General features: G+C 74.2%; 18 protein-coding genes. 11 read left to right on the top strand and 7 right to left on the bottom strand.

The window, feature by feature from the left end:
* Window positions 1-63: 63 nt before the first annotated feature.
* Complete coding sequence (locus tag GOBS_RS22920; RefSeq protein WP_012950652.1) at window positions 64-735, bottom strand: HAD family hydrolase; 672 nt, start codon at window positions 733-735, stop codon at window positions 64-66.
* A 301-nt stretch (window positions 736-1036) separates the two neighbouring features.
* Between GOBS_RS22920 and GOBS_RS22915 the strand changes: the two genes are divergently transcribed.
* Complete coding sequence (locus GOBS_RS22915; protein WP_012950651.1) at window positions 1037-1744, top strand: hemerythrin domain-containing protein; 708 nt, start codon at window positions 1037-1039, stop codon at window positions 1742-1744.
* Window positions 1745-1963: 219 nt separating this feature from the next.
* Here GOBS_RS22915 and GOBS_RS22910 read toward each other — a convergent pair whose 3' ends face one another.
* Together GOBS_RS22910 and GOBS_RS22905 are read right to left on the bottom strand one after the other, a co-directional pair.
* A complete protein-coding gene (locus GOBS_RS22910; RefSeq protein WP_012950650.1) occupies window positions 1964-3007 on the bottom strand; it encodes a YihY/virulence factor BrkB family protein in 1044 nt (347 codons plus the stop codon).
* 99 nt (window positions 3008-3106) lie between these two features.
* Entirely contained in the window at window positions 3107-4555 is a 1449-nt protein-coding gene (locus tag GOBS_RS22905; RefSeq protein WP_012950649.1) for an MFS transporter, read from the bottom strand.
* 190 nt (window positions 4556-4745) lie between these two features.
* On the opposite strand from GOBS_RS22905, the gene GOBS_RS22900 reads away from it, so the two are divergent.
* Window positions 4746-4925, top strand: coding sequence for a hypothetical protein (locus GOBS_RS22900; RefSeq protein WP_012950648.1), 180 nt, complete (start codon window positions 4746-4748; stop codon window positions 4923-4925).
* Window positions 4926-5113: 188 nt separating this feature from the next.
* Here GOBS_RS22900 and GOBS_RS22895 read toward each other — a convergent pair whose 3' ends face one another.
* The gene (locus GOBS_RS22895) at window positions 5114-6907 is read right to left on the bottom strand and encodes an acyl-CoA dehydrogenase (RefSeq protein WP_012950647.1); all 1794 of its coding nucleotides are present in this window, start codon (window positions 6905-6907) and stop codon (window positions 5114-5116) included.
* A 232-nt stretch (window positions 6908-7139) separates the two neighbouring features.
* On the opposite strand from GOBS_RS22895, the gene GOBS_RS22890 reads away from it, so the two are divergent.
* Window positions 7140-7616 (top strand): hypothetical protein, encoded by a 477-nt coding sequence (locus GOBS_RS22890; protein WP_012950646.1) that lies wholly within the window; start codon window positions 7140-7142, stop codon window positions 7614-7616.
* A gap of 52 nt (window positions 7617-7668) precedes the next feature.
* Window positions 7669-8838 carry a zinc-dependent alcohol dehydrogenase gene (locus tag GOBS_RS22885; protein WP_012950645.1) on the top strand — a complete coding sequence of 390 codons (1170 nt, stop codon included), beginning with the start codon at window positions 7669-7671 and terminating at the stop codon, window positions 8836-8838.
* 75 nt (window positions 8839-8913) lie between these two features.
* On the opposite strand, the gene GOBS_RS22880 is transcribed toward GOBS_RS22885, so the two are convergent.
* Both GOBS_RS22880 and GOBS_RS22875 read right to left on the bottom strand, forming a co-directional pair.
* Window positions 8914-10695, bottom strand: coding sequence for an MDR family MFS transporter (locus GOBS_RS22880; protein WP_012950644.1), 1782 nt, complete (start codon window positions 10693-10695; stop codon window positions 8914-8916).
* The gene (locus GOBS_RS22875; RefSeq protein ID WP_012950643.1) at window positions 10692-11213 is read right to left on the bottom strand and encodes a MarR family winged helix-turn-helix transcriptional regulator; all 522 of its coding nucleotides are present in this window, start codon (window positions 11211-11213) and stop codon (window positions 10692-10694) included. The genes GOBS_RS22880 and GOBS_RS22875 overlap by 4 nt, the downstream gene beginning before the upstream one ends.
* A 194-nt stretch (window positions 11214-11407) precedes the next feature.
* Here GOBS_RS22875 and hrpA point away from each other — a divergent pair, with 194 nt between their 5' ends.
* Window positions 11408-15409 (top strand): ATP-dependent RNA helicase HrpA, encoded by a 4002-nt coding sequence (hrpA, locus tag GOBS_RS22870; protein ID WP_012950642.1) that lies wholly within the window; start codon window positions 11408-11410, stop codon window positions 15407-15409.
* Between the two features lie 115 nt (window positions 15410-15524).
* Here hrpA and GOBS_RS22865 read toward each other — a convergent pair whose 3' ends face one another.
* Window positions 15525-15890 (bottom strand): hypothetical protein, encoded by a 366-nt coding sequence (locus GOBS_RS22865; protein WP_012950641.1) that lies wholly within the window; start codon window positions 15888-15890, stop codon window positions 15525-15527.
* Window positions 15891-16114: 224 nt separating this feature from the next.
* Here GOBS_RS22865 and GOBS_RS22860 point away from each other — a divergent pair, with 224 nt between their 5' ends.
* The 6 genes from GOBS_RS22860 to GOBS_RS22840 all read left to right on the top strand — a co-directional run bounded on the left by GOBS_RS22860 (window position 16115) and on the right by GOBS_RS22840 (window position 22183).
* Window positions 16115-16561, top strand: coding sequence for an ATP-binding protein (locus GOBS_RS22860; RefSeq protein ID WP_012950640.1), 447 nt, complete (start codon window positions 16115-16117; stop codon window positions 16559-16561).
* Window positions 16558-16734 carry a hypothetical protein gene (locus GOBS_RS27810; RefSeq protein ID WP_012950639.1) on the top strand — a complete coding sequence of 59 codons (177 nt, stop codon included), beginning with the start codon at window positions 16558-16560 and terminating at the stop codon, window positions 16732-16734. The genes GOBS_RS22860 and GOBS_RS27810 overlap by 4 nt, the downstream gene beginning before the upstream one ends.
* A 170-nt stretch (window positions 16735-16904) precedes the next feature.
* The gene (locus GOBS_RS22855) at window positions 16905-18257 is read left to right on the top strand and encodes a cytochrome P450 (RefSeq protein ID WP_012950638.1); all 1353 of its coding nucleotides are present in this window, start codon (window positions 16905-16907) and stop codon (window positions 18255-18257) included.
* A 319-nt stretch (window positions 18258-18576) separates the two neighbouring features.
* Window positions 18577-20853, top strand: a complete 2277-nt coding sequence (locus tag GOBS_RS22850) for a xanthine dehydrogenase family protein molybdopterin-binding subunit (protein WP_012950637.1) — start codon at window positions 18577-18579, stop codon at window positions 20851-20853.
* Window positions 20853-21356 (top strand): (2Fe-2S)-binding protein, encoded by a 504-nt coding sequence (locus tag GOBS_RS22845; RefSeq protein WP_012950636.1) that lies wholly within the window; start codon window positions 20853-20855, stop codon window positions 21354-21356. The genes GOBS_RS22850 and GOBS_RS22845 overlap by 1 nt, the downstream gene beginning before the upstream one ends.
* Window positions 21353-22183, top strand: coding sequence for an FAD binding domain-containing protein (locus GOBS_RS22840; protein WP_012950635.1), 831 nt, complete (start codon window positions 21353-21355; stop codon window positions 22181-22183). The genes GOBS_RS22845 and GOBS_RS22840 overlap by 4 nt, the downstream gene beginning before the upstream one ends.
* Window positions 22184-22242 lie beyond the last annotated feature (59 nt).

The following is a 22242-nucleotide window of genomic DNA, read 5'->3' as shown; positions in this document are numbered from 1 at the left end:
CCCACCGCGTTTCTCATGTAAACAACAAGATGGACCACGACCGGGTTTTGCCCCCGGCAACGCTCAGGCGGCCGTGCGGTCGGGCCGGGCGAGGAGCGTGTCGTCGAGGCCCTGCCGCAGCTCCCGCAGCGACTCGACGACGCGCGTGGCGCCGGCCTCGGTCAGCTCCTCGACGGAGAAGCCACCGGTCCGGACGGCGATCGTGGGGACGTCGAGCTTCCCCGCCGCGATGCAGTCCCAGGTCGAGTCGCCGACCATGACACCGGACGCGCCGTCCACCTGCTGGAGGGCGACGCGGACGAGGTCGGGCTCGGGCTTGCTGTGCTCGGCGTCGTCGGACGTCGTCCACGCGTCGGCGATCGACTTCGCGTCGATGAGGTCGAGGAACGCCTCGACGTGCTTGCTCTTGCCCGAGCTGGCCAGCACCACCCGGAACCCGCGGGCCTTGACCTCCTCCAGGAGGGCGCGGGCGTCCTCGAAGGGCTGCACCTCGGGGAGCAGCCGGTCGAACTCCTCGACCCAGGCGGCGCGCAGCTCGTCGCCGTGCGCGTCCTCGACCTGCTGGCCGGCCACGTGGCCCACCAGCACGTCCCCGCCCATGCCGATCGCGCGGTGGATCCGCCACAGCGGCCGGATGACGTCGTACCGGCGGAAGGCGCGGGCCCAGGCCAGCGCGTGGTGGTAGTTGGTGTCGACGAGCGTTCCGTCGACGTCGAAGACGGCGGTGTCGGGCACGGGGCTCCTCCAGGGGGGTGTGGCCGGGCGGCACGGTCCGTCCGCCGGCCGGGCGCGCCGGAGGAGCCGTGGGTTCGACCGGGCCCGGCGCCGACCACGCGCCCCATACCCGCTCCGCACCCGGGACTCCCCGGGACCCGGCCCAGGGTTCGTGCTGCACCGGCGCCGACCGCTGCGGAGGGCGGGGCGCTGTCGCGCACGCCCGTCGCCGCCGGCCGAGGCCGTGTGTCGCCCGGCGCATGCCGACCGTGCCTGGCGGGCACGACAGCAACCTCAGTTGAACCACCAGGAGGTACCTGTCGTGAGCCGTTCCATCGCCGACCAGTCGGTCGAGGAGCTCGGGGGGCCGGGCAGCGTCCTGGTCCGCCAGCGCCGTGACCACGTCCAGCTGGATCGGCTCCTGCACGAGCTGGGCGGCACGACCGGCCGTGCCCAGGAGGAGGTCCTCACCCGCATCGACCGGCTCGTCTTCAGCCACGCCTTCGCGGAGGAGAGCGTGCTCTGGCCGGTGATGCGCCGGGTGCTGCCCGACGGTGAGGAGCTGACCCTGCGCATCGAGAAGGAGCACCAGGAGGTCAACGAGCTGGTCAGCGAGCTGGAGACGCTCGGGCACGACGACCCGCGGCGCGCGCAGCGGCTGTCCCGGCTCGTGGAGGTGCTGAACGAGGACGTCCGCGACGAGGAGGACGTGCTCTTCCCCCGCCTGCAGGAGCGGCTCGACCCGCACGAGCTGCGCGCGCTGGGTCGCCGCTGGGACGTCGTCCGCCGCATCTCGCCGACGCGGCCGCACCCGACGGTGTCCCGGCGTCCGCCGGGCAACGCGCTCTCGGCGCTGCCGCTGTCGGTGCTCGACCGCAGCCGCGACGTCGTCGACGCCGCCGTCTGCCGCGCCCCCGCGAGGCTGGCCCCGGTCGGCCGGCTGGTCAGCCAGGGGCTGGCCGGGCTCGCCGGCCTGGTCGAGCGGACCCCGCCGGCCCGCCGCGGCGACCGGCCGCCGACGTCCCGCTGAGCTGACGAGACGAGGGCCCCCTCCCGATCGGGAGGGGGCCCTCATCGGTGACGAGCTGGAACGGCCCTCCTGCAGGGTCCCGCCGGCCCCGCCCGGAGGCTCGCCGCGGACCCGTCCAGGGCACCGCCCCGAGCTCGCGAGGGGTGGGGAGGACGGGGTCCTTCTCCGGTGAGGAGGGCGGGGTCCTCTTACGAGCGGTGGGGGCAGGAGGGCCCTTCTTCAGTGGGTGTGCCGGTCCTTGGGCTCGGCGCGGGCGTCCAGCTGGATCTCCTTCTCCGCCAGCGGCACGCCCTCCTTCAGCTCCTTGGTGCGCTCGATCTCGGCGTCGAGCTCGATGCCGAACAGCAGCGCGAGGTTGGTGATCCAGAACCAGACCAGGAAGACGATCACGCCGGCCAGGGCGCCGTAGGTGGCGTTGTAGTTGCTGAAGTTGGCCACGTAGAAGGCGAACAGCGCCGAGGCGGCGGCCCACACCAACAGCGCGACGGCCGCGCCCGGGCTGGTGAAACGGAAGCCGCGCAGCTTCACGTTGGGCGTCGAGTAGTAGAGGACGGCGATCATCAGCGCCACCAGCACGACGACGACCGGCCACTTGGCATAGCTCCACACGGTCACCACCGCGTCGGGCAGACCGATGGCCCCGGCGACGGCGTCGACCACGCCGCCGCTGAGCACCAGCATGGCCACGATCAGCGCGGCGAACAGCACGCCGATCAGGGTGACCAGCAGCTGCAGCGGCTTGAGCTTCCAGACCTTGCGGCCCTCGGGGGTCTCGTAGACCACGTTGGCCGCGCGGGTGAACGCCCCGACGTAACCCGAGGCCGACCAGATGGCGGCGGCCAGACCGATAACCAGCCCGATGCCCACCGGCGCGGTGTTGCCGGCCAGCTGCTCGATCACCGGGTTCAGCGTGTCTGCGGCCTGGGCCGGCACCACGGCGGTGAGGGCGTCGGTGAGCTGCTGGGGGTTGGTCAGCAGGCCGACGATCGACACCAGGGCGATCAGTGCCGGGAACAGCGCCAGGGTGCCGTAGTAGGTGAGCGCGGCCGCCCAGTCGGTGAGGTTGTCCTCGCTGAACTCCGTGAGCGTTCGCTTCAGGGTGCCGCCGACCGTCGGCTTCTTGTCCGTGCCCTGGGGGGCGCTGTCGAGCCGGGTGTCGTTGACCTTGGGATCGTCAGGCGCTGGATCTCCGGCGCTGTTGCCGGCGAACCGGGTGTCCTTGGCCGCGGTTTCGCTGCCGCGCGGGCCGGTGGAGCGGGCCATCGTCAGTCCTCCGGTGGGATGTGGAGCGATCCGGTACGGAGTTCCCCGGATGATCGTGGTCCATGCCCCGCGCCGGTGTGTCGCGACCGGTCCGTGACCTCAGCGGGCGTCGGCGACCGGGGCCGTCCCGCCCTCCACCGCCGAGCTGCGCCGGCCCCGCCCGGCCAGCGTGACGGCCGCGACGGCGGCCGCGCTGCCCGCCCCGACCAATGCGACCGCGGTGAACGAGCCCGCCGAGGGGAAGCCGGTCGCCCCCGTCCCGGCGGCGAGGACGGCGACGGTCACCGTGCTGCCCACCGCCTGGCCGACCGACCGGGCGATGGAGTTCACCGCGTTGGCCACCCCGGTCTCCTCGGGGCGCACGGCGGCGACCACCAGCGCGGGCAGCGCCGCGTAGGCCACCGTCACCCAGATCTGGGTGAGCAGCCCGGCGGCGATCACCTGCGCCGGGGTGTCGCGCAGCACCGCGAACAGGCCGAAGCCGGCCAGCCCGCACACCGCGCCGGCGCGCAGCGTGGTCAGCGCGCCGAGCCGGGCCACCACCCGCCCGGCCACCGGCGCGAGCAGGACCCCGGCCACCCCGCCCGGCAACAGGTAGACCACCGCGGCCTCCAGCACCGAGGCACCGAAGCCGTACCCGGCGGCTCCCGGCGGCGTCTGCACGTACTGCAGGACGACGAGGAAGGAGGCGAACAGCCCGATCCCGGTCAGCAGCCCGGCCACGTTCGGGACGACGATCCGCGGGTCGGCCAGCAGCCGGGGGCGGACCAGCGGCTCGGCCCGCCGCCGCTGCAGCAGCACCCAGCCGGGCAGCACGAGCGCCGCTCCGACCAGGCAGCCCAGCGTCCCCGGCGACGTCCAGCCCCAGGCGTTGCCCTGCGAGACCGGCAGCAGCAGGAGCACCAGGCCAACGGCGAGCACGGCGGCGCCGGCCCAGTCGACCCGGCCTGACCCGGTGGCCTGCCGGCGGGGGAGGACCACCGCCGTCAGCACCAGCGTGACGAGGCAGACGACCAGCCCGATCCAGAAGGGGCGGTGGTAGTCGGCACCGTCCCGGGTGAGCAGCCCGGCGGCGACCAGGCCCACCACGCCGCCCACCGCGAGCGTGCTGCTGACCACGGACATCGCCACGTCCAGCCGCCCGGCGGGCAGCTCGCGGCGGAGCACGCTGATCGCCAGGGGGAACAGGCCGTAGGAGGCGCCCTGCAGGACCCGCGCCACCAGCAGCAGCGGCAGCGAGGAGGTGACCAGGGCGAGCAGCGTCCCGGCCGACATGGCGACGAGGACGCCGAGCGCCACCGGCCGCTCGCCACAGGTGTCACCGAGGCGGCCCAGCACGGGCGTGGCGACGGCGGCGGCCAGCAGGTTGGCGGTCAGCACCCAGCCGGCGGCGTTCGCCGAGACGCCGAGCTGCGCACCGATCGTCGGCAGCAGCGGGACGACGAGGCTCTGCATGAGCGACAGCGACGTCGTCCCGAGCGCCAGGACGGCGACCAGCGGTCCCGGGCGGGGTGACCGCTGCTCGTCGTCATCGGCGGCGCGGGACACCCGGCGATCAGACCACGGGCGGGGATCCCGGGTGCGGGTGCGCCCCGGAGTGGAGTCGGCCACACCCCATCAGGTGGAGCCCCTACATCGACGGTTGAGACCGTGGTCGGCTGGGAAGACCCGGTGCGACGACGTGCCACGGGGGCCTCCGACCCCTGTGGCGACCTATCTGCACAAAGGGGTTTGACTGATGGTGCTGTGGCCGGCCGTGACCCTCGTCGGGTTCCTGGTCCTGACCGCACTGGTGATCGCGATGGGGACCTCCTCGACGGCGCGGTACGAGCGCGAGCGCGCCGCCCGGGCCGTCCCGGCCCGCCCGGCCACCACCCGGACCGCGACCGGCGAACCGGTGGGCGCCCGCGCCGCCTGAAAGAGGACCCCGTCCTCCTCACCGGAGAAGGACCCCGTCCTCCCCACCCCTCGCGAGCTCGGGGCGGTGCCCTGGACGGGGCCGCCCTCAGACCGGCTGCGCCCCGCGACTCCTCGGAGTCGCGGGGCGCAGCCGTGTCCGTGGCCCCGCCGGGGCGCCGCCCCAGGCGTGCGTGCGAGGGCGGCCTCCTACAGCCAGGCCTCGTCGGTGTCGAGGACGGTGCGGTCCAGGGACTCCAGCAGGTCGAACTGGGCGCGGGTGCGCGGCAGCTCCCAGCGCCAGAAGTAGCGGGCCGCGGCACGCTTGCCCTCGTGGAAGGCGTCGGTCGAGCCCTCGCAGGCCAGCGCCTGCTCCAGCCACAGCCAGGCGACCACCAGGTGGCCGACGGCCTCCAGGTAGACGCTGGCGTTGGCCAGCGCGAGGTCCGGGTCGCCGGTGCCCCACAGCGTCGTGGTCACCGAGCTCGTGCGGGCCACGGCGGCGTCCAGGTCGGCGGCGAAAGCGGCCCACTGCGTCCCTGCGGCGCGCGCGGTGGTCGCGCCGATCGTCTCCCCGAGCAGCCGCAGTCCGGCCCCGCCCTGGGCGACCACCTTGCGGCCGAGCAGGTCCAGCGCCTGGATGCCGTTGGTGCCCTCGTGGATGGGGTTGAGCCGGTTGTCCCGGTAGAACTGCTCGACCGGGTAGTCCCGGGTGTACCCGTAACCGCCGTGCACCTGGATGGCCAGGTCGTCGGCGACCGGGCCCCACTGCGACGGCCACGCCTTGGCGATCGGGGTGAGGGTGTCCAGCAGCAGGTGGGCGCGGGCGCGCTCCTCCTCGGTCTCCGCGGTCTGCTCCTCGTCGACCAGTCGCGCGCAGTACAGGCCCAGGGCCAGCCCGCCCTCGGCGTAGGACTTGGCGGCCAGCAGCATCCGGCGCACGTCGGGGTGCTCGATGATCGGCACGGGCGGGCTGTCCGGGTCCTTGGCGCCGGCGCGGCGGCCCTGGGTACGGGTGCGGGCGTACTCGAGGGCGTGCAGGTAGCCGGTGTAGCCGAGCACGGTCGCGCCCATGCCGACGCCGATCCGCGCCTCGTTCATCATGTGGAACATGTAGGTGAGGCCGCGGTGCGGCTCACCCACCAGGTGTCCGACGGCGCCGGGTCGCCCGCCGGGGGTGTGCACGCCCTCGCCGAAGTTCAGCAGCGTGTTCGTCGTCCCCCGGTAGCCCATCTTGTGGTTCAGGCCGGCCAGGACGACGTCGTTGCGCTCGCCGAGCGAGCCATCCGGGTCCACGAGGAACTTCGGGACGATGAACAGCGAGATGCCCTTCACGCCGGGCGGGCCACCGGGGATCTTGGCCAGCACCAGGTGGACGATGTTCTCGGTCAGCTCGTGGTCGCCGCCGGAGATCCACATCTTGTTGCCGGTCAGCCGGTACGTGCCGTCGTCCTGCGGCACCGCCCGGGTGGTGATGTCGGCGAGCGAGGAGCCGGCCTGCGGCTCCGACAGCGCCATCGTGCCGAACCAGCGACCCTCGATCTCCGGGCGCACGTAGGTGTCGACCTGCTCCTTGCTGCCGTGCGCGAGCAGCAGCCGGGCGTTGCCCATGGTGAGGAACGGGTAGGCCGACGTCCCGACGTTGGCGGCCTTGAACCAGGCGAAGACGGCCTGCCCGACGACGTGCGGCAGCTGCATGCCGCCGTACTCCTCGTCGAACTCCCCGGCCATCAGCCCGGCCTCGACGAAGACGTCGAGGGCCTGCTTCACCTCGGGGACGAGCACGGCCTTCCCGTCGACCATCCGCGGCTCGTTCTCGTCGGCCTTGCGGTTGTGCGGGGCGAAGTGCTCGGTGGCGATCTGCTCGGCCAGGTCGAGCACCGCGTCGAAGGTCTCGCGGGAGTGCTCGGCGTAGCGCGGGCGCTTCACCAGGTCCTCGACGTCGAGCCACTCGTGCAGCAGGAAGTCCAGGTCGCGGCGGGACAGGATCAACGACGAGCGCACGAGGCCTCCACGCGAACGGCAGGGACCCGGGTTCCATCCGGCCCGGTCCCGCCACAGTAGGACGTCGGGCGGACGGCGGGCGGTGCGCCTGCGGTCCGGGCGCCACCGCCCGCGGTCGGAGCCGCGGGCGCCCCCGGCGGCGAGGGTGGACGGACCGGTCCTGCACGGTTCGCGCCGTCGCCGTCCTGGGTAGCCCGCGGCCTCCGGACGTCGATGCCCAGGAGGACGCGTCATGGTCGTGCCCAGGTTCCTCGACTCCCTCCGGGGAGCCGCCACGGAGGCAGGGGGCGCGCTGCTCGGCCGCCTCCAGCACGTGCGGCTGCCCGGGGTGGGTCAGTCGTCGGCGACCGACGACCCCGAGACCGCTGCGCGCCGCTGGCGGGCGGTCACCGTGCTGTGCCCGCCGGAGCAGGTGGGCGCCGGGGCGGACCTGCCCGCGCCGCTGGCCGCGCTGGGCGACCGCCTCGACCTGCGGATCACCCCCGCGCCCGGCGACCGCGGCACCGAGCTCGCCGCGCGCTACCGCGACCGGCCGTCGGACGACGACCTGCGTGCGCTGCGCTCGGCGTTGCGCGAGACCAAGCAGCTGATCGAGGTGGGCGAGGTGCTCCGGGTGGACCCGGCGCCGCACGGCGTCCGCAAGCCGACGCCGCAGGGTGCGGCGCTGGAGGGCGCGACGGCTCGCGCCGGGGGAGAGGGCGTGCTGTGAGCGGCTGTGTGATCGTGCCGGCTCCGCCGGCCGGGAGCGGACGGGGGGCATCGTGAGGGCCGCGACCTGGACCGGGGTCAACGAGGTGTCGGTGGAGACCGTCCCGGACCCGCAGATCCTCAACGACCACGACGTGATCCTGCGGGTGCGGCGCACCACCACCTGCGGGTCGGACCTGCACCTGCTCGGCGGCTACATCCCGTTCATGCGCGCCGGCGACGTCCTGGGCCACGAGTTCATGGGCGAGGTCGTCGAGGTGGGGAAGGGCGTGCGGGAGCGCAAGGTCGGCGACCGGGTCGTCGTCAACTCCTTCATCGCCTGCGGGCACTGCTGGTACTGCAGGCAGGAGCTCTACAGCCTCTGCGACAACGGCAACCCCAACCCCGGGATCACCGAGGCGCTGTGGGGTCAGAGCCCGGGTGGCTGCTTCGGCTACTCGCACGCGATGGGCGGCTGGGCCGGCAGCCACGCGGAGTACATCCGCGTCCCGTACGCCGACGTCGGTGCCTTCGTCGTCCCGGAGGGGGTGAGCGACGAGCGGGCGCTGTTCGCCTCCGACGCGGTCTCCACCGGCTGGATGGGCGCCGACCTGGCCGGCACGAAGCCGGGGGACGTCGTCGCCGTCTGGGGTGCCGGCGGCGTCGGGCAGATGGCGGCCCGGGCGGCTGTGCTGCTGGGCGCGGAGCGGGTGTACGTCATCGACCGGCTGCCCGAGCGGCTGGCCCAGGTCCGCGAGCACGTGGGCGCAGAGGTGATCGACTACTCGTCGACCGACGTCCTGGCCGAGCTGCGTGAGGTGACCGGCGGCCGCGGGCCCGACGTCTGCATCGAGGCGGTCGGCATGGAGGCGCACAGCTCCGGCATCCAGGGGGCCTACGACCAGGTCAAGCAGCAGCTGCGGCTGCAGACCGACCGGCCGTCCGCCGTCCGGGAGGCGATCCTGGCCTGCCGGAAGGGCGGCAGCGTCTTCGTGCTCGGCGTCTTCGCGCTGATGGTGGACAAGTTCCCGCTCGGCGCGATGATGAACAAGGGGCTGACCGTGCGCGGCGCCCAGGTGCACGGTCAGCGCTACATGCCGCGGATCCTCGACCACATGGCCCGCGGCGAGCTGACCACCGAGCACCTGGCCACCCACGTGATGCCGCTCGAGGACGCGGCGCGCGGCTACCAGCTGTTCAAGGACAAGGCCGACGGCTGCGTCCGCTCGGTGTTCGTGCCCTGAGCACACGGCGGTGGCCTCCTCCCGTGGTGGGAGGGGGCCACTGCCGTGTCGTCGCCCGCCGTCAGCGGTGTGCCGTCAGGCGCGGTGCCCGTGCGGGGTGTCGCCGGGGCGGCCGACCGGAGGAGCGGTGGACGTCGGGGCCGCGGCGCCGACCGCCTGCGTGGCCTCGTCGACCGGCTCCTCGGCGGACGGGTCGCCGGCGGTCTGCTGCTGCGCCGCCTCCCGCGCCGCCTGGATGCCGGACTTGTCCGACAGCGCCAGCTGCGGCAGGAACAGGAAGACGAAGAACCCGACGGCTGCCACGACCGCGGCGATCAGGAAGACCAGGTCGATCGAGTTCGAGAAGCCGGTCGTGAACGGCAGTGCCAGGAACGACGGCAGGTCCTGGATGAACGAGGTGTCCGACAGGTCCGAGCCGGCCTGCAGCTGACCGCTCTGCAGCGCCTCGGCCACCCGCGGATCGGTCGCCGCGGCGGAGGTCAGCGACTCCTCGATGTCCCCTGGCAGGCGGCTGAACAGCACCGACAGGAAGACGGCGGTGCCGATCGTCGCGCCCATCTGGCGGAAGAACGTGACCGAGGAGGTGGCCACGCCCATCTGGCTCGGCGGCACGGCGTTCTGCACCGCGAGGACCGCGGGCTGGAAGTTGAAGCCGAGCCCGATCCCGAGCAGGACCATGAACGGCACCAGCGCCCAGATCGAGGTCTCGGCTCCGACGACGAGGGACAGCGCCAGCAGGGCGACGGTCATCAGCGTGGTGCCGGCCAGCGGGAAGACCCGGTACTTGCCGGTCCTCGAGATCGCGATGCCCGAGCTCATCGCGCCGATCATGATCCCGGCGACCAGCGGGATCATCTGCAGGCCCGCGACGGTCGCGCTCGAGCCGTGGACGATCTGCAGGTACTGCGGGAGCAGCAGCAGGCCGCCGAACATGGCGGCGCCCACCACCACGCTGCCGAGGGTGGCGATGGTGAAGCTGCGGTTGTCGAACAGGCGCAGCGGGAGCAGCGCCTCGTCGCGGTAGGCCCGCTCGGCCAGGACGAAGAGCACGAGGCCGACGGCGCCGATGGCGTAGCAGGCCAGCGACCGACCCGAACCCCAGCCCCAGAGCCGGCCCTGCTCGGCGACGATCAGCAGCGGCACGATGAAGGCGATCAGCGCCAGCGCGCCCGGCCAGTCGATGCGGTGGTCCCGCCGGATGTGCGGCAGGTGCAGCACGCGGTAGACGGCGAGGAAGGCGAGCAGGCCGAGGGGCACGTTCGCGATGAAGATCCAGCGCCAGCCGGTCAGCCCCAGCAGCGACGTCTGGCCGGCGAGGAAGCCGCCGATGACCGGCCCGAGCACGCTGGAGGTGCCGAAGACGGCCATGAAGTAGCCCTGGTACCGGGACCGCTCCCGGGGCGGCACGATGTCGCCGATGATCGCCAGGGCCAGCGACATGAGGCCGCCGGCGCCGATGCCCTGGACCGCCCGGTAGGCGGCCAGCTGGTACATCGAGTCCGCGAGGCCGCAGAGCACCGAGCCGACGACGAAGACCCCGATGGCGAACAGGTAGAAGGGCCGCCGTCCGTAGATGTCGGAGAGTTTCCCGTAGAGCGGGGTGGAGATCGTCGAGGTGATGAGGAAGGCCGTCGTCGCCCAGGCCTGCAGGTCGTAGCCCTGCAGGTCGTCGGCGATGGTCCGGATCGCCGTCGCGACGACCGTCTGGTCGAGGGCCGCGAGGAACATCGCGACCATCAGCCCGGCGATGATCGTGAGGATCTGCCGGTGCGTGAACGCACCGTCCACTCCGGGTGCGGCGGCCGCCGCCCGGGCGTCCCGCCGCTCGGTCGCGCTGGTGCGGGTGCTCTGGGTCATGACTTCTCTCTCGGTGATGCGGCGACCGGTGTGGCGGCAGGCTCGGAGGGCAGGGATGCGGCGAGGTCGTCCAGCAGACGACCGAAGAGGTGGGTCAGCGCGGTGAGGTCCGCGGCCGACCAGCCGGCGGTGACCCGGGCCAGGTGGGCCTCGCGGTCGCTGCGGACCTGGGCCAGCACGGCGCGGCCGGCCTCGGTGACGACGAGCCGGCTGGCCCGCCCGTCGGTCTCGTCGGCCACCCGTCGGACCAGGCCCTGGTCGATCAGGGCGGCCACGTGCCGGCTGACCGTCGAGGGATCGGCGTGCACCAGCTCGGCCAGCGCGCCCTGGCGCAGCGGACCGAGGCGCTCCAGGGGGAACAGCAGGAACAGCGCGGCGCGGCTCTCGGCGGACTGACCGGCCTTGAGGGCGTGCACGAGCCGCATGAAGCGCGGCAGCTGCTCGCCGAGCGTGCGCAGGTCGGCCAGCCGGTCGTCGCCGGGTGTGGCCGGGCCGGGCACGGCGGGGGACGAGGGCACGGGCGCTCCAGGGTAGGGCGGAGGGAACACGTGCACGCTACAAGCGGTTGTACCGCTCAAGCAACAGGTTGCAAGGCGCATCGAAGTGAGCCGTCCCACGCCCGCTCGTCGTCGAGCGGTGCGATCCTGGACGACGCGCAGGCCGCCCGTCCGCCCCGGCCCTGCACCCCCCGCGCCCAGACGAGGAGACCGTCGTGACCACCCCGCCCGACGACCTGCGCGCGCGGCTGGCCGGGCTGACCCTCGAGGACGAGCACCGGCTGCGCCGCAGGCTCGACGGCACCCGCAAGACCCGGGACGCCGAGGCCCGGGCCCGGCAGCGGGCGCGGATCGCCGCCGACGTCGCTGCCGCCGAGGAGCGGATCGCCCGCCGCCGCGCCGCCGTCCCGACGGTGCGGTACCCGGCCGAGCTGCCGGTCAGTGCCCGCCGGGACGACATCGCTGCGGCGCTGCGCGAGCACCAGGTGGTCGTCGTGGCCGGCGAGACCGGGTCGGGCAAGACCACCCAGCTGCCCAAGATCGCCCTGGAGCTGGGCCGCGGCGTGACGGGCCGGATCGGGCACACCCAGCCGCGGCGGATCGCCGCCCGCACGGTGGCCGAGCGGATCGCCGAGGAGCTGGAGACCCCGCTGGGCGAGGTCGTCGGCTGGAAGGTGCGCTTCACCGACCAGGTCGGCGACTCGACGCTGGTCAAGGTCATGACCGACGGCGTGCTGCTCGCCGAGATCGGCCGCGACCGGCTGCTGCGCCAGTACGACACCCTGATCATCGACGAGGCGCACGAGCGCAGCCTCAACGTCGACTTCCTGCTGGGCTACCTGGCCCGGCTGCTGCCCCGCCGTCCCGACCTCAAGCTGGTCATCACCTCGGCGACGATCGACGTCGACCGGATCGCCAAGCACTTCACAGGACTCGGTGAGAAGGGGCAGAGCGCAGGACTCGGCGACGATGGACATGGCTCGGCCGACGGCGCCGAGGTGCCCGTCGTCGAGGTCAGCGGGCGCACCTATCCGGTCGAGGTCCGCTACCGCCCGGTGGTCGACCCCGACGATCCGGACGCCGACCCGGACCGCGACCAGGTCACCGCCATCGCCGACGCGGTCGAGGAGCTGGCCGCCGAGGGCCCGGGCGACGTGCTGGTCTTCCTCGCCGGCGAGCGGGAGATCCGCGACACCGCCGACGTCCTGACCGAGCGGTTCCCCTCCGTGGAGGTGCTGCCGCTCTACTCGCGCCTGTCCGCCGCCGACCAGCACCGCGTCTTCGCCCCGCACACCGGGCGGCGCGTCGTGCTGGCCACCAACGTCGCCGAGACGTCGCTGACCGTGCCGGGCATCCGCTACGTCGTCGACCCCGGCACCGCGCGCATCTCCCGCTACAGCTCCCGGCTGAAGGTCCAGCGGCTGCCGATCGAGCCGATCAGCCAGGCCTCGGCGCGGCAGCGCTCCGGCCGCTGCGGGCGCACCTCCGAGGGCATCGCCATCCGGCTCTACACCGAGGAGGACTACGAGGGCCGGCCGGAGTACACCGACCCGGAGATCCTGCGCACCAGCCTCGCCTCGGTGCTGCTCCAGATGGCCGCCCTCGAGCTGGGCGACGTCGCCGACTTCCCGTTCATCGACCCGCCGGACCGCCGGGCGGTCGCCGACGGCGTGGCGTTGCTCGAGGAGCTCGGCGCCCTGGGCGAGGACGGCGGCCTCACCCCCACCGGCCGGGCGCTGGCCACCCTGCCGCTGGACCCGCGCATGGCCCGGATGGTCGTCGAGGCCGACCGGCGCGGCGTGCTGGAGGAGGTGCTGGTCATCGCTGCGGGGCTGACCATCCAGGACCCGCGCGAGCGGCCCAGCGAGCACCAGCAGGCGGCCGACACCGCACACGCGCGCTTCGCCGACGAGAACTCCGACTTCCTCGCCCTGCTCAACCTGTGGCGGTACGTCACCGAGCAGCAGGAGGCGCTCTCCGGCAGCCAGTTCCGGCGCACCCTCAAGCGCGAGTTCCTGCACTACCTGCGCATCCGCGAGTGGCAGGACCTCTACGGCCAGCTGCGCAGCACCGCCCGCCGGCTGGGCATGACCACGGGCGAGCTCGCGACCGAGCCCGACGAGCGCGGCGTCCACACCGCGCTGCTCGCCGGGCTGCTCTCCCACGTCGGCCTGCAGGTCGAGGAGGGCAAGGGCCGGGACGGCGACCGGCGGCGCGGCGGCCGGGAGTACCTCGGCGCCCGCAACGCGCGCTTCGTCCTCGCCCCCGGCACCCCGCTGGCGAAGAAGCCGCCGCGCTGGGTGGTCGCCGCCGAGCTGGTGGAGACCAGCCGGCTGTTCGCCCGCACCGTCGCGCGCATCGACCCGGAGGTCGTCGAGCGGCTGGCCGAGCACCTGGTCAAGCGGCAGTACTCCGAGCCCCGCTGGGACGCCAAGCGGGGCTCGGTCGTCGCGACCGAGCGGGTCACCCTCTACGGCATCCCGCTGGTCGTCGGCCGGCGCGTGCAGTACGGCTCGATCGACCCGGTCGTCTCCCGCGAGCTGTTCATCCGGCACGCCCTGGTCGAGGGCGAGTGGACGACGCACCACCGCTTCTGGCACGACAACCAGAAGGCGATGCAGCGGGTCGCGGAGCTGGAGGAGCGGGCCCGCCGCCGGGACATCCGGGTGGACGACGAGACCCTGTTCGAGCTCTACGACGCGCGGATCCCGGCCGACGTCGTCTCCACCCGGCACTTCGACAGGTGGTGGAAGGCCGCCCGGCGGGGGACACCGGACCTGCTCACGTTCACGCCGGAGATGCTGACGAACGCCGCGGCGGCCGGGCAGGTGCGCGTCGAGGACTTCCCGGACGAGGTCCCCCTGAGCCAGGGGCTCACCCTCCCGCTGTCCTACGCGTTCGCGCCGGGCGCCCCGCAGGACGGCGTCACCGTCGACGTCCCGCTGGCCGTGCTCGACACCGTCGCCGAGCGGACGTCGGGGGAGTCGCTGGCCTTCACCGTCCCCGGGCTGCGCGAGGAGCTGGTCACCGCGCTGCTGCGCACCCTGCCCAAGCAGCTGCGCCGCGCGCTGGTGCCGATCCCCGACCGGGTGCGGGAGGTGCTGCCGCGCATCGCGCCGAACGAGCCGCTGCTGCCGGCGCTGGAGCGCGAGCTGCGGCGCGCCGCAGGCGTCGTCGTCCCCCCGGACGCGTGGGCGCCGGACCAGGTGCCCGACCACCTGCGGGCCACGTTCCGGGTCGTCGACGACCGGCACCGGCCGCTGGCCACCGGCAAGGACCTGCAGGCGCTGCGCCGCGAGGTGGCGCCGCAGAGCCGGGCCAGCCTGGCCGCGGCCGCCTCGGACGTCGAGCGCACCGGCCAGACCGCCTGGACCTTCGGCACGCTGCCGCGCACCGTCGAGGTCCGCCGCGGCGGACACGTGGTCACCGCCCACCCGGCGCTGGTCGACGAGGGGACGACGGTCGGCGTCCGCGTGGTCGCCACCGAGGTGGAGGCCACCCGGCTGACCTGGCGCGGCGCCAGGCGGCTGCTGGTGCTGGTCGCCGGGTCACCCGCCCGGCAGGTGGTGAAGTCGCTGTCGCCGAAGAGCCGCCTGGCGCTGCAGTTCAACCCGGACGGCGAGATCCCCGCGCTCGTCGACGACTGCGTGGACGCCGCCGCCGACGAGCTGCTCGCCGCCGCCGGCGGGCCGCCGCGGAACGAGGCCGCGTTCGCCGCGCTGGTGCAGACCGCCCGCGCGCAGCTGCTGCCGCTGACCACCGACACCGTGCGGCGGGTGGAGGCGGTGCTCGTGCAGGCCCGCGAGGTCGCCGTCGCGATCGGCGCGGCGCCGGGGCGGCGGGTGCCCGAGGCGGCGGTCGCGGACCTGCGCCGGCAGATGGGCGGCCTGCTGCACCGCGGCTTCGTCGCCGCGGCCGGACGGCGCCGGCTGCCGGACCTGGTGCGCTACCTCAGGGGGATGGTGCACCGGCTGGAGAAGCTGCCCGCCAACGCCGTGCGCGACGAGCTGTGGATGCAGCAGGTCGCCGCGGTCAGCGCCGAATACGAGCAGCTGCGCGCGCAGGTGCCGTCGACGGGGGCGCCGGACGACCCGGTCGCCCGGGTGCGCTGGATGCTCGAGGAGCTGAGGGTGAGCCTGTTCGCCCAGACCGTCGGCACCCCGCGGCCGGTGTCGGAGCAGCGGGTCTACAAGGCGATCGACGCGCTGACGGCCTGAGCGCGGACCCCGTCCTCCGCACCGGGGGAGGACCCCGTCCTCCCCGCCCTTCGCAGGCTCGGGGCGGTGCCCTGGACGGGGCCGCCGTGAGCCCCAGGGCGGGGCCGACGGCCGGCTACGCGGGGGCGCCGCGGGCCCGCTCGCGCAGCAGGGCGGAGATGCGCTGGCGAGTGACGCCGAACATCGCGGCGATCCGGTTGATGCTGACCTGCTCGGCGGCCAGCGCGTGCGCCTGCTCGCGCCGCCAGGCGCCTCCCGCGCTGGCCAGCGAGGCCATCACCGAGCTGATCTGCTCGACGACCAGCGGCCGGGACTCCGCAGTCACGATGTCGAGCCAGGCACGGCCGGTCTGCCGCTCGTCGAGCAGCTTCTCGGCGCGCGACCGGGCGCCCTGGAGCTCGGTCATGCAGGTGTCCAGCACGGTCATGAGCTCGGTCAGTGCCCGGACGGCCGGGTCCTGCTGGGTGTGATCCGTCGACACGGGCCCTCCGCCTTCCGGAAGTTGGATGTAGTCAATCCAGTTGACCACTATCCATACCGCAGGGGTTCGACGCAAGACCCGTGACACGCAACCTCCGTCGCAGGGCAATGGTCATTGCGCGTGACCGGTCGACTCGTTACGTTGCGTACAACGGGGTAGCGCGGCACGGAGTCGACGCCACAGGATCGCGCTGCGGTCGTGACCCCGGTCAGGGGGGAGACTCGATGTCCACGCTCACCGCCGCCGTCGACCTGATCCCGGTGCCGGCCAGCGTCCCGGTCGCCCGGCACCTGGTCCTGGACCTGCTGACCGCCTGGAAGGCGCCGCACGACGCCGGGGACGCAGCGCTCCTGGTGACCGAGCTGGTGGCCAACGTCGTCGACCACGTCGCCGGCGAGGCCTCCTTCACCCTCGAGCTCACCCTGTCCGAGCAGTGGCTGCGCATCTCGGTCGCCGACGGCTCGGCGCTCCGCCCCGTGGTGCGGGAGTTCGAGGCCGGCGCCCCCCGCGGGCGGGGCATGCGGCTGGTCGAGGGGATCGCCGACCGCTGGGGCGTCGAGGACCACGCCGACGGCAAGCGGGTCTGGTTCGAGCTCGCGGCCCCGGGTTTGGGGTCGGCGACTCCCGGGGACGGGTCGGGGAACCGAGCGACCGAGGAGGAGACGGCATGAGCGAGCCGAACGGCGACACCTACAGCGCGGGCGAGGGGCTTTCCGACGAGGAGATGGTCCGGACCGTCGCCGAGCAGACCGACAGCATCTCGGAGCACGCCGACGTGGCGGGCAAGGACTGGGACGGCGACGCCAGCAAGGCCCCCGACCCGAACGCCGACGCCGCCGGCTGAGAGAGGACCCCGTCCTCCTCACCGTGAGAGGACCTCGTCCTCCCCACCCTTCGCAGGCTCAGGGTGGGACCCGGGTCGAGGCCTGCGGTGAGCCTCTGGGCGGGACAGGCGCGGGACCGGGCCGCGCCTGTGAGGATCCCCACGTCACCGACCGACGGGGGAGTGCAGGCGTGGGGACGACGACACCGGCCGCGACCGCAGCATCGCCGGCGGCCCGGGCGCTGCGGCCGGCCCGCACGGTGGCCCGCTGGGCGGTCCGCCACGGCATGCCGGCGGCCTACCTGACCCGCGAGGCGCGCCGTGGCGACCTCGTCGCCCGCCTGCTGCGGGACCCCGTCCTGCGCGCCGATCCGCACACCGTCCACGAGCAGCTGCGCGCCCGCGGTCCGCTGGTCGGCAGCGCGCTGGGTCTGCTCACCACGTCGCACGCCGTGGCCGCCGAGGTGCTGCGGTCCGACCGCTTCGGCGTCGGCTTCGACCGGTCCGCAGCGCCCGGGCCGGCCCGCTGGGCGCTGGCCTTCGGTGACGACCCGGCGGCCACCGGCGTCGCGGAGCCGCCGTCGATGCTCGTTGTCGACCCGCCCGACCACACCCGCTACCGCCGGCTGGTGGGCCGGGCCTTCACGCCACGGGCCACGGCGGCCGCAGAGCCGATGGTGCCGCGGGTCGCCGGCACCCTGCTCGACGCCCTGGAGCCGGCCGCCGCCCGCGGGGAGCCGGTGGACCTGGTCGCGGCGTTCGCGGCGCCGCTCCCGGTCCTCGTCATCGCCGACCTGCTGGGCGTCCCGACCGACCGCCAGGAGGACTTCCTCCGCTGGGGTGCCGCCGCCGCGGCGACCCTGGACCCCGGCCTGCCGCTGCGCCGCTTCCTGGCCGCCGACCGCGCCATCCGGGCGCTGCACGACTTCCTGGCCGGGCACTTCGCCCGGCTGCGCCGGGAGCCGGGGGAGGACCTGGTCAGCCGGCTGGTCGCGGCGTCCGACGAGGACGCCCTGAGCGACCGCGAGCTGCACGCCACCGTGCTGCTGCTCCTGGGGGCCGGCTTCGAGACGACGGTCAACCTGCTCGGCAACGCCGTCGTGCTGCTCGACGCGCACCGCGACCAGCGGAACGCCCTGCTCGCCGACCCCACCGGCTGGCCGAACGCCGTCGAGGAGGTGCTGCGCTTCGACAGCCCGGTGCAGATCACCGGCCGCACGGTCCGCGCCGGCACCGAGCTGGCCGGCGTCCCGGTGCGGCCGGGGTCGCGCGTCACGATGCTGCTCGGCGCGGTCAACCGGGACCCGGACGTCTTCGCCGATCCCGGCCGGTTCGACATCGGCCGCGCCAACGCTCGCGACCACCTGGCCTTCTCCGCCGGCACCCACTACTGCGTGGGCGCGGGGCTGGCCCGGATGGAGGCGGCCGTGGCGCTCCGCGCGCTGACCGAGCGCTTCCCCGGCCTGCGGGTGACCGGCCGGCCGGCGCGCCGCGACCTGCAGACGCTGCGCGGCTTCGAGCACCTGCCGGTGACGCTGCGCTGACGGGGCAGCCCCGTCCCGGGTCCCGCCGCGGCCCCGTCCGGAGGCTCGCCGCAGGCCTCGACCCGGGTCCCACCCTGAGCCTGCGAAGGGTGGGGAGGACGAGGTCCTCTCACGGTGAGGAGGACGGGGTCCTCCATCAGACCGGGCTGACCGCCGCCAGCGGGAGCGCGTCGTCCCGTGGCCTGCCATCCCGGTCAGCTCACCACACCCGGAGCGACGGGCGGACCCGGTGCCGGTAACTCCGCAGGAGGCGGGGTGGCGAAGAGGCGTTCGGTCGTCGATAGTGACCGCGATCACCCATCGCACGGAAGGTGAGCGCATGAGCATCCTCGGTACGCGGGTGGTCCGCACGGAGGACCCGTTGTTCCTCACACGTGGCGCGACGTACACCGACGACCTGGCGGACGACCGTCTCGTCGGGGCGCTGCACGCGACCTTCGTGCGGTCCACCGTCGCCCACGGCCGGCTGCTGTCGGTCGACACCTCCGCCGCACTGGAGGCGCCGGGCGTGGTCGCCGTGGTCACGGCCGAGGACGTCGCCGACCTGATCCCGATCCCACCGCCCTTCCCGTTCGTCAACCCCGCGATGACCCGACCCTGGCTGGCGTCGGACCGCGTCCGCTTCGTCGGCGACCCGATCGCCGTCGTCCTCACCGAGGAGCGGTACCAGGGCGAGGACGCCGCCGAGATGGTCGCCGTCGACATCGACCCGCTGCCCGCGGTGGTCGGCACCGCCGCGGCGGCCTCCGACGAGGTGCTGCTGTTCCCCGAGGCGGGCACCAACGTCATGGCCTCGTTCGGCGAACCCGCGCCGGCGGACTTCTTCGACGGCTGCGAGGTCGTCGTCACCCAGCCGATGGTCAACCAGCGGGTGGCGCCGGTGCCGCTGGAGAGCCGGGCCGCGGCCGCCGCCTGGGGCGAGGACGGCCGGGTCACCGTCTGGTGCACCAACCAGGGCGCCCAGCAGGCCCGGGGACAGTTCGGGGACTGGCTGAAGATGGACCCCGACCTGATCCACCTGATCACCCCCGACGTCGGCGGCGGCTTCGGCGCCAAGATCGGCGCCGACCCCGAGTACGCCCTGATCGCCTGGCTGGCCCGGCACGTCGGCCGGCCGGTGCGCTGGGCGGAGAGCCGGTCGGAGAACCTGATCGGCATGCTGCACGGCCGGGCCCAGGACCAGGTGGTCACCATCGGCGGGCGCCGCGACGGGACCATCGAGGCGTACAGCCTGGTGGTGGACCAGGACTGCGGCTCCTACCCCCGGATCGGCACGGTGCTGCCCACCCTGACCATGCTGATGGCCTCCGGGGTCTACGGCTTCCCGCGGGTGCACGCCCAGGCGCGCGCACTGGCCACCACGACGACGTCCATCGGCGCCTACCGGGGCGCGGGCCGGCCGGAGGCGACCGCGGCCCTGGAGCGGGCGGTCGACCTCTTCGCCGCCGAGATCGGCATGGACCCGGCCGAGGTGCGCCGGAAGAACCTGCTGCCGGCGTTCAACGAGCCGCACAGGACACCGATGGGCGCCACCTACGACACCGGCGACTACACCGCGGCCCTGGACAGGGCGCTGGACGCCGCGGGCTACGCCGAGCTCCGGGCCGAGCAGGCCCGGCGCCGGGAGCGGGGGGACGCGCGGCAGCTGGGCATCGGGATGTCGGTGTACGTCGAGATCACCGGCGCCGACAACGGCGCCGGCACCGGGGAGGCCGCCTCGCTGGAGGTCCATCCGGACGGCACGGCGACGGTGCTCACCGGTACCTCCCCGCACGGCCAGGGTCACGCCACCGCGTGGGCGATGATCGCCAGCGACCAGCTCGGCATCCCGGTGGAGCGGATCACCGTCGTGCACGGCGACACCGACCGGGTGCCGCAGGGCGGCGGCACGATGGGGTCGCGCAGCCTGCAGCAGGGCGGCGCGGCGGTGCACCAGGCGGCCGGCGAGCTCGTCGAGCTGGCCAGGCAGCGGGCCGCGGAGAAGCTGGAGGTCGACCCCGAGGACCTGGTCGTCGACCTGGGTCTCGCCGGGCTCGCCGTCCGCGGGACGCCGGGGACGGGGGTCACCTTCGCCGAGCTCGCCGGTGACGAGCAGCTGCTGGTGCAGACCAGGTTCACCGCCGCGGCGCCGACGTTCCCCTTCGGCGCCCACGTGGTGGTGGTGGAGGTCGACGTCGAGTCCGGCAAGGCCGAGGTCGCCCGGCTGATCGCGGTCGACGACGCCGGCACCATCCTCAACCCGCTGCTCGCCGAGGGGCAGCGGCACGGCGGCTACGCCCAGGGCGTGGCGCAGGCGCTGCTGGAGGAGGTCCTCTACGACGAGGACGGCAACCCGACGACCTCGACGCTGGCCGACTACCCGTTCATCTCCGCCACCGAGCTGCCCAGCTTCGAGCTGGTCGAGATGGCCACGCCGACCCCGATGAACGCGCTCGGCGCGAAGGGGATCGGCGAGGCCGGGACGATCGGCGCCACCCCGGCCGTGCAGAACGCGGTCATCGACGCCGTGGCCCACCTCGGCGTCCGGCACATCGACATGCCGACCACCCCGATGCGCGTGTTCCGGGCCGTCCAGCAGGCCCAGGGAGGCAACTGATGCAGATCTCGATCACCGTCAACGGACAGCAGCGCACCGACGAGGTGGAACCCCGGCTGCTCCTGGCCCACTACCTGCGTGAGGTCTGTGGGCTCAAGGCGACCAACATCGGCTGCGACACCACCTCGTGCGGTGCGTGCACCGTCATCGTGGACGGGCTGTCGGTGAAGTCGTGCACGGTCCTGGCGGCCCAGGCCGACGGCGGGCAGGTGGCCACGCTCGAGGGCCTGGCCGGTCCGGACGGCGAGATGCACCCGGTGCAGAAGGCGTTCCGCGAGGAGCACGGCCTGCAGTGCGGGTTCTGCACCCCGGGCATGGTGATGGCCGCCGTCGGCGTCCTGGCCGACAACCCCGACCCGACGGACCGCGAGATCCGGGAGGGGCTCGAGGGCAACCTCTGCCGCTGCACCGGCTACCACAACATCGTCCGGGCGGTGCTGGCCGCCGCGAAGGCCGGCCCGGCGGCCGGTCAGCTGCCGCAGGCGCAGGAGGTCGAGGCATGATCCCCTCGCAGTTCGACTACGTGAGGGCGCGGTCGGTCGATGAGGCGGTCGCCGCCCTCACCGAACACGGCGAGGACGCCAAGCTGCTCGCCGGCGGGCACTCGCTGCTGCCCGTCATGAAGCTGCGGCTGGCCGTGCCCACCGTGCTGATCGACATCGGCGGGATCGAGGACCTGTCCTACGTGCGGGCCGAGGGTGACGAGGTCGCCATCGGCGCGGGCACCCGGCACCACGAGCTGGAGCGGTCCGAGGTCGCCCGGACCGAGGTGCCGTTGCTGCCGCACACGGCCGGCCGGGTGGGCGACCCCCAGGTCCGGCACCGCGGCACCCTGGGCGGCACCGTCGCGCACAGCGACCCCGCCTCGGACCTGCCGACCGCGCTGCTCGCGCTGGGCGGGACCGTCGTCGTCCAGGGCCCCGGTGGACGCCGCGAGGTGCCGATCACCGAGTTCTGGACGGGGTTCTTCGAGACGGTGCTGTCACCCGACGAGATGGTCGTCGAGGTGCGGGTGCCCCGCACGGGGAACGCGGGGTGGGGCTACGAGAAGTTCACCCGCCGGGAGAACGACTGGCCGATCGTGGCGGCCGCGGCGGTCCAGGGGCGGGTCGCGTTGGCCAACATGGCCGGGACGGTCCTCCGGGCCACCGCGACCGAGGAGGCGCTCGCCCGCGGCGCGTCCATCGCCGAGGCCGCGGCGCTCGCCGACCAGGGGACCTCACCGACCTCGGACATGCACGCCGACCAGGACTACCGCCGCCACCTCGCCCGGCTGCTCACCCGCCGGGCGCTGGAGAAGGCGGCCGGGGTGCCCGCAGCCGCGGCCTGAGGGTGGACCCCCTGGCCCCCCTGCAGGGTCCCGCCGCGAGCCTGCGAGCGGGTGGGGGG

It is taken from the genome of Geodermatophilus obscurus DSM 43160 (genome assembly GCF_000025345.1).
Taxonomy (GTDB): Bacteria; Actinomycetota; Actinomycetes; order Mycobacteriales; family Geodermatophilaceae; genus Geodermatophilus; species Geodermatophilus obscurus.
This window is presented reverse-complemented; position numbering and strand designations above follow the sequence as displayed.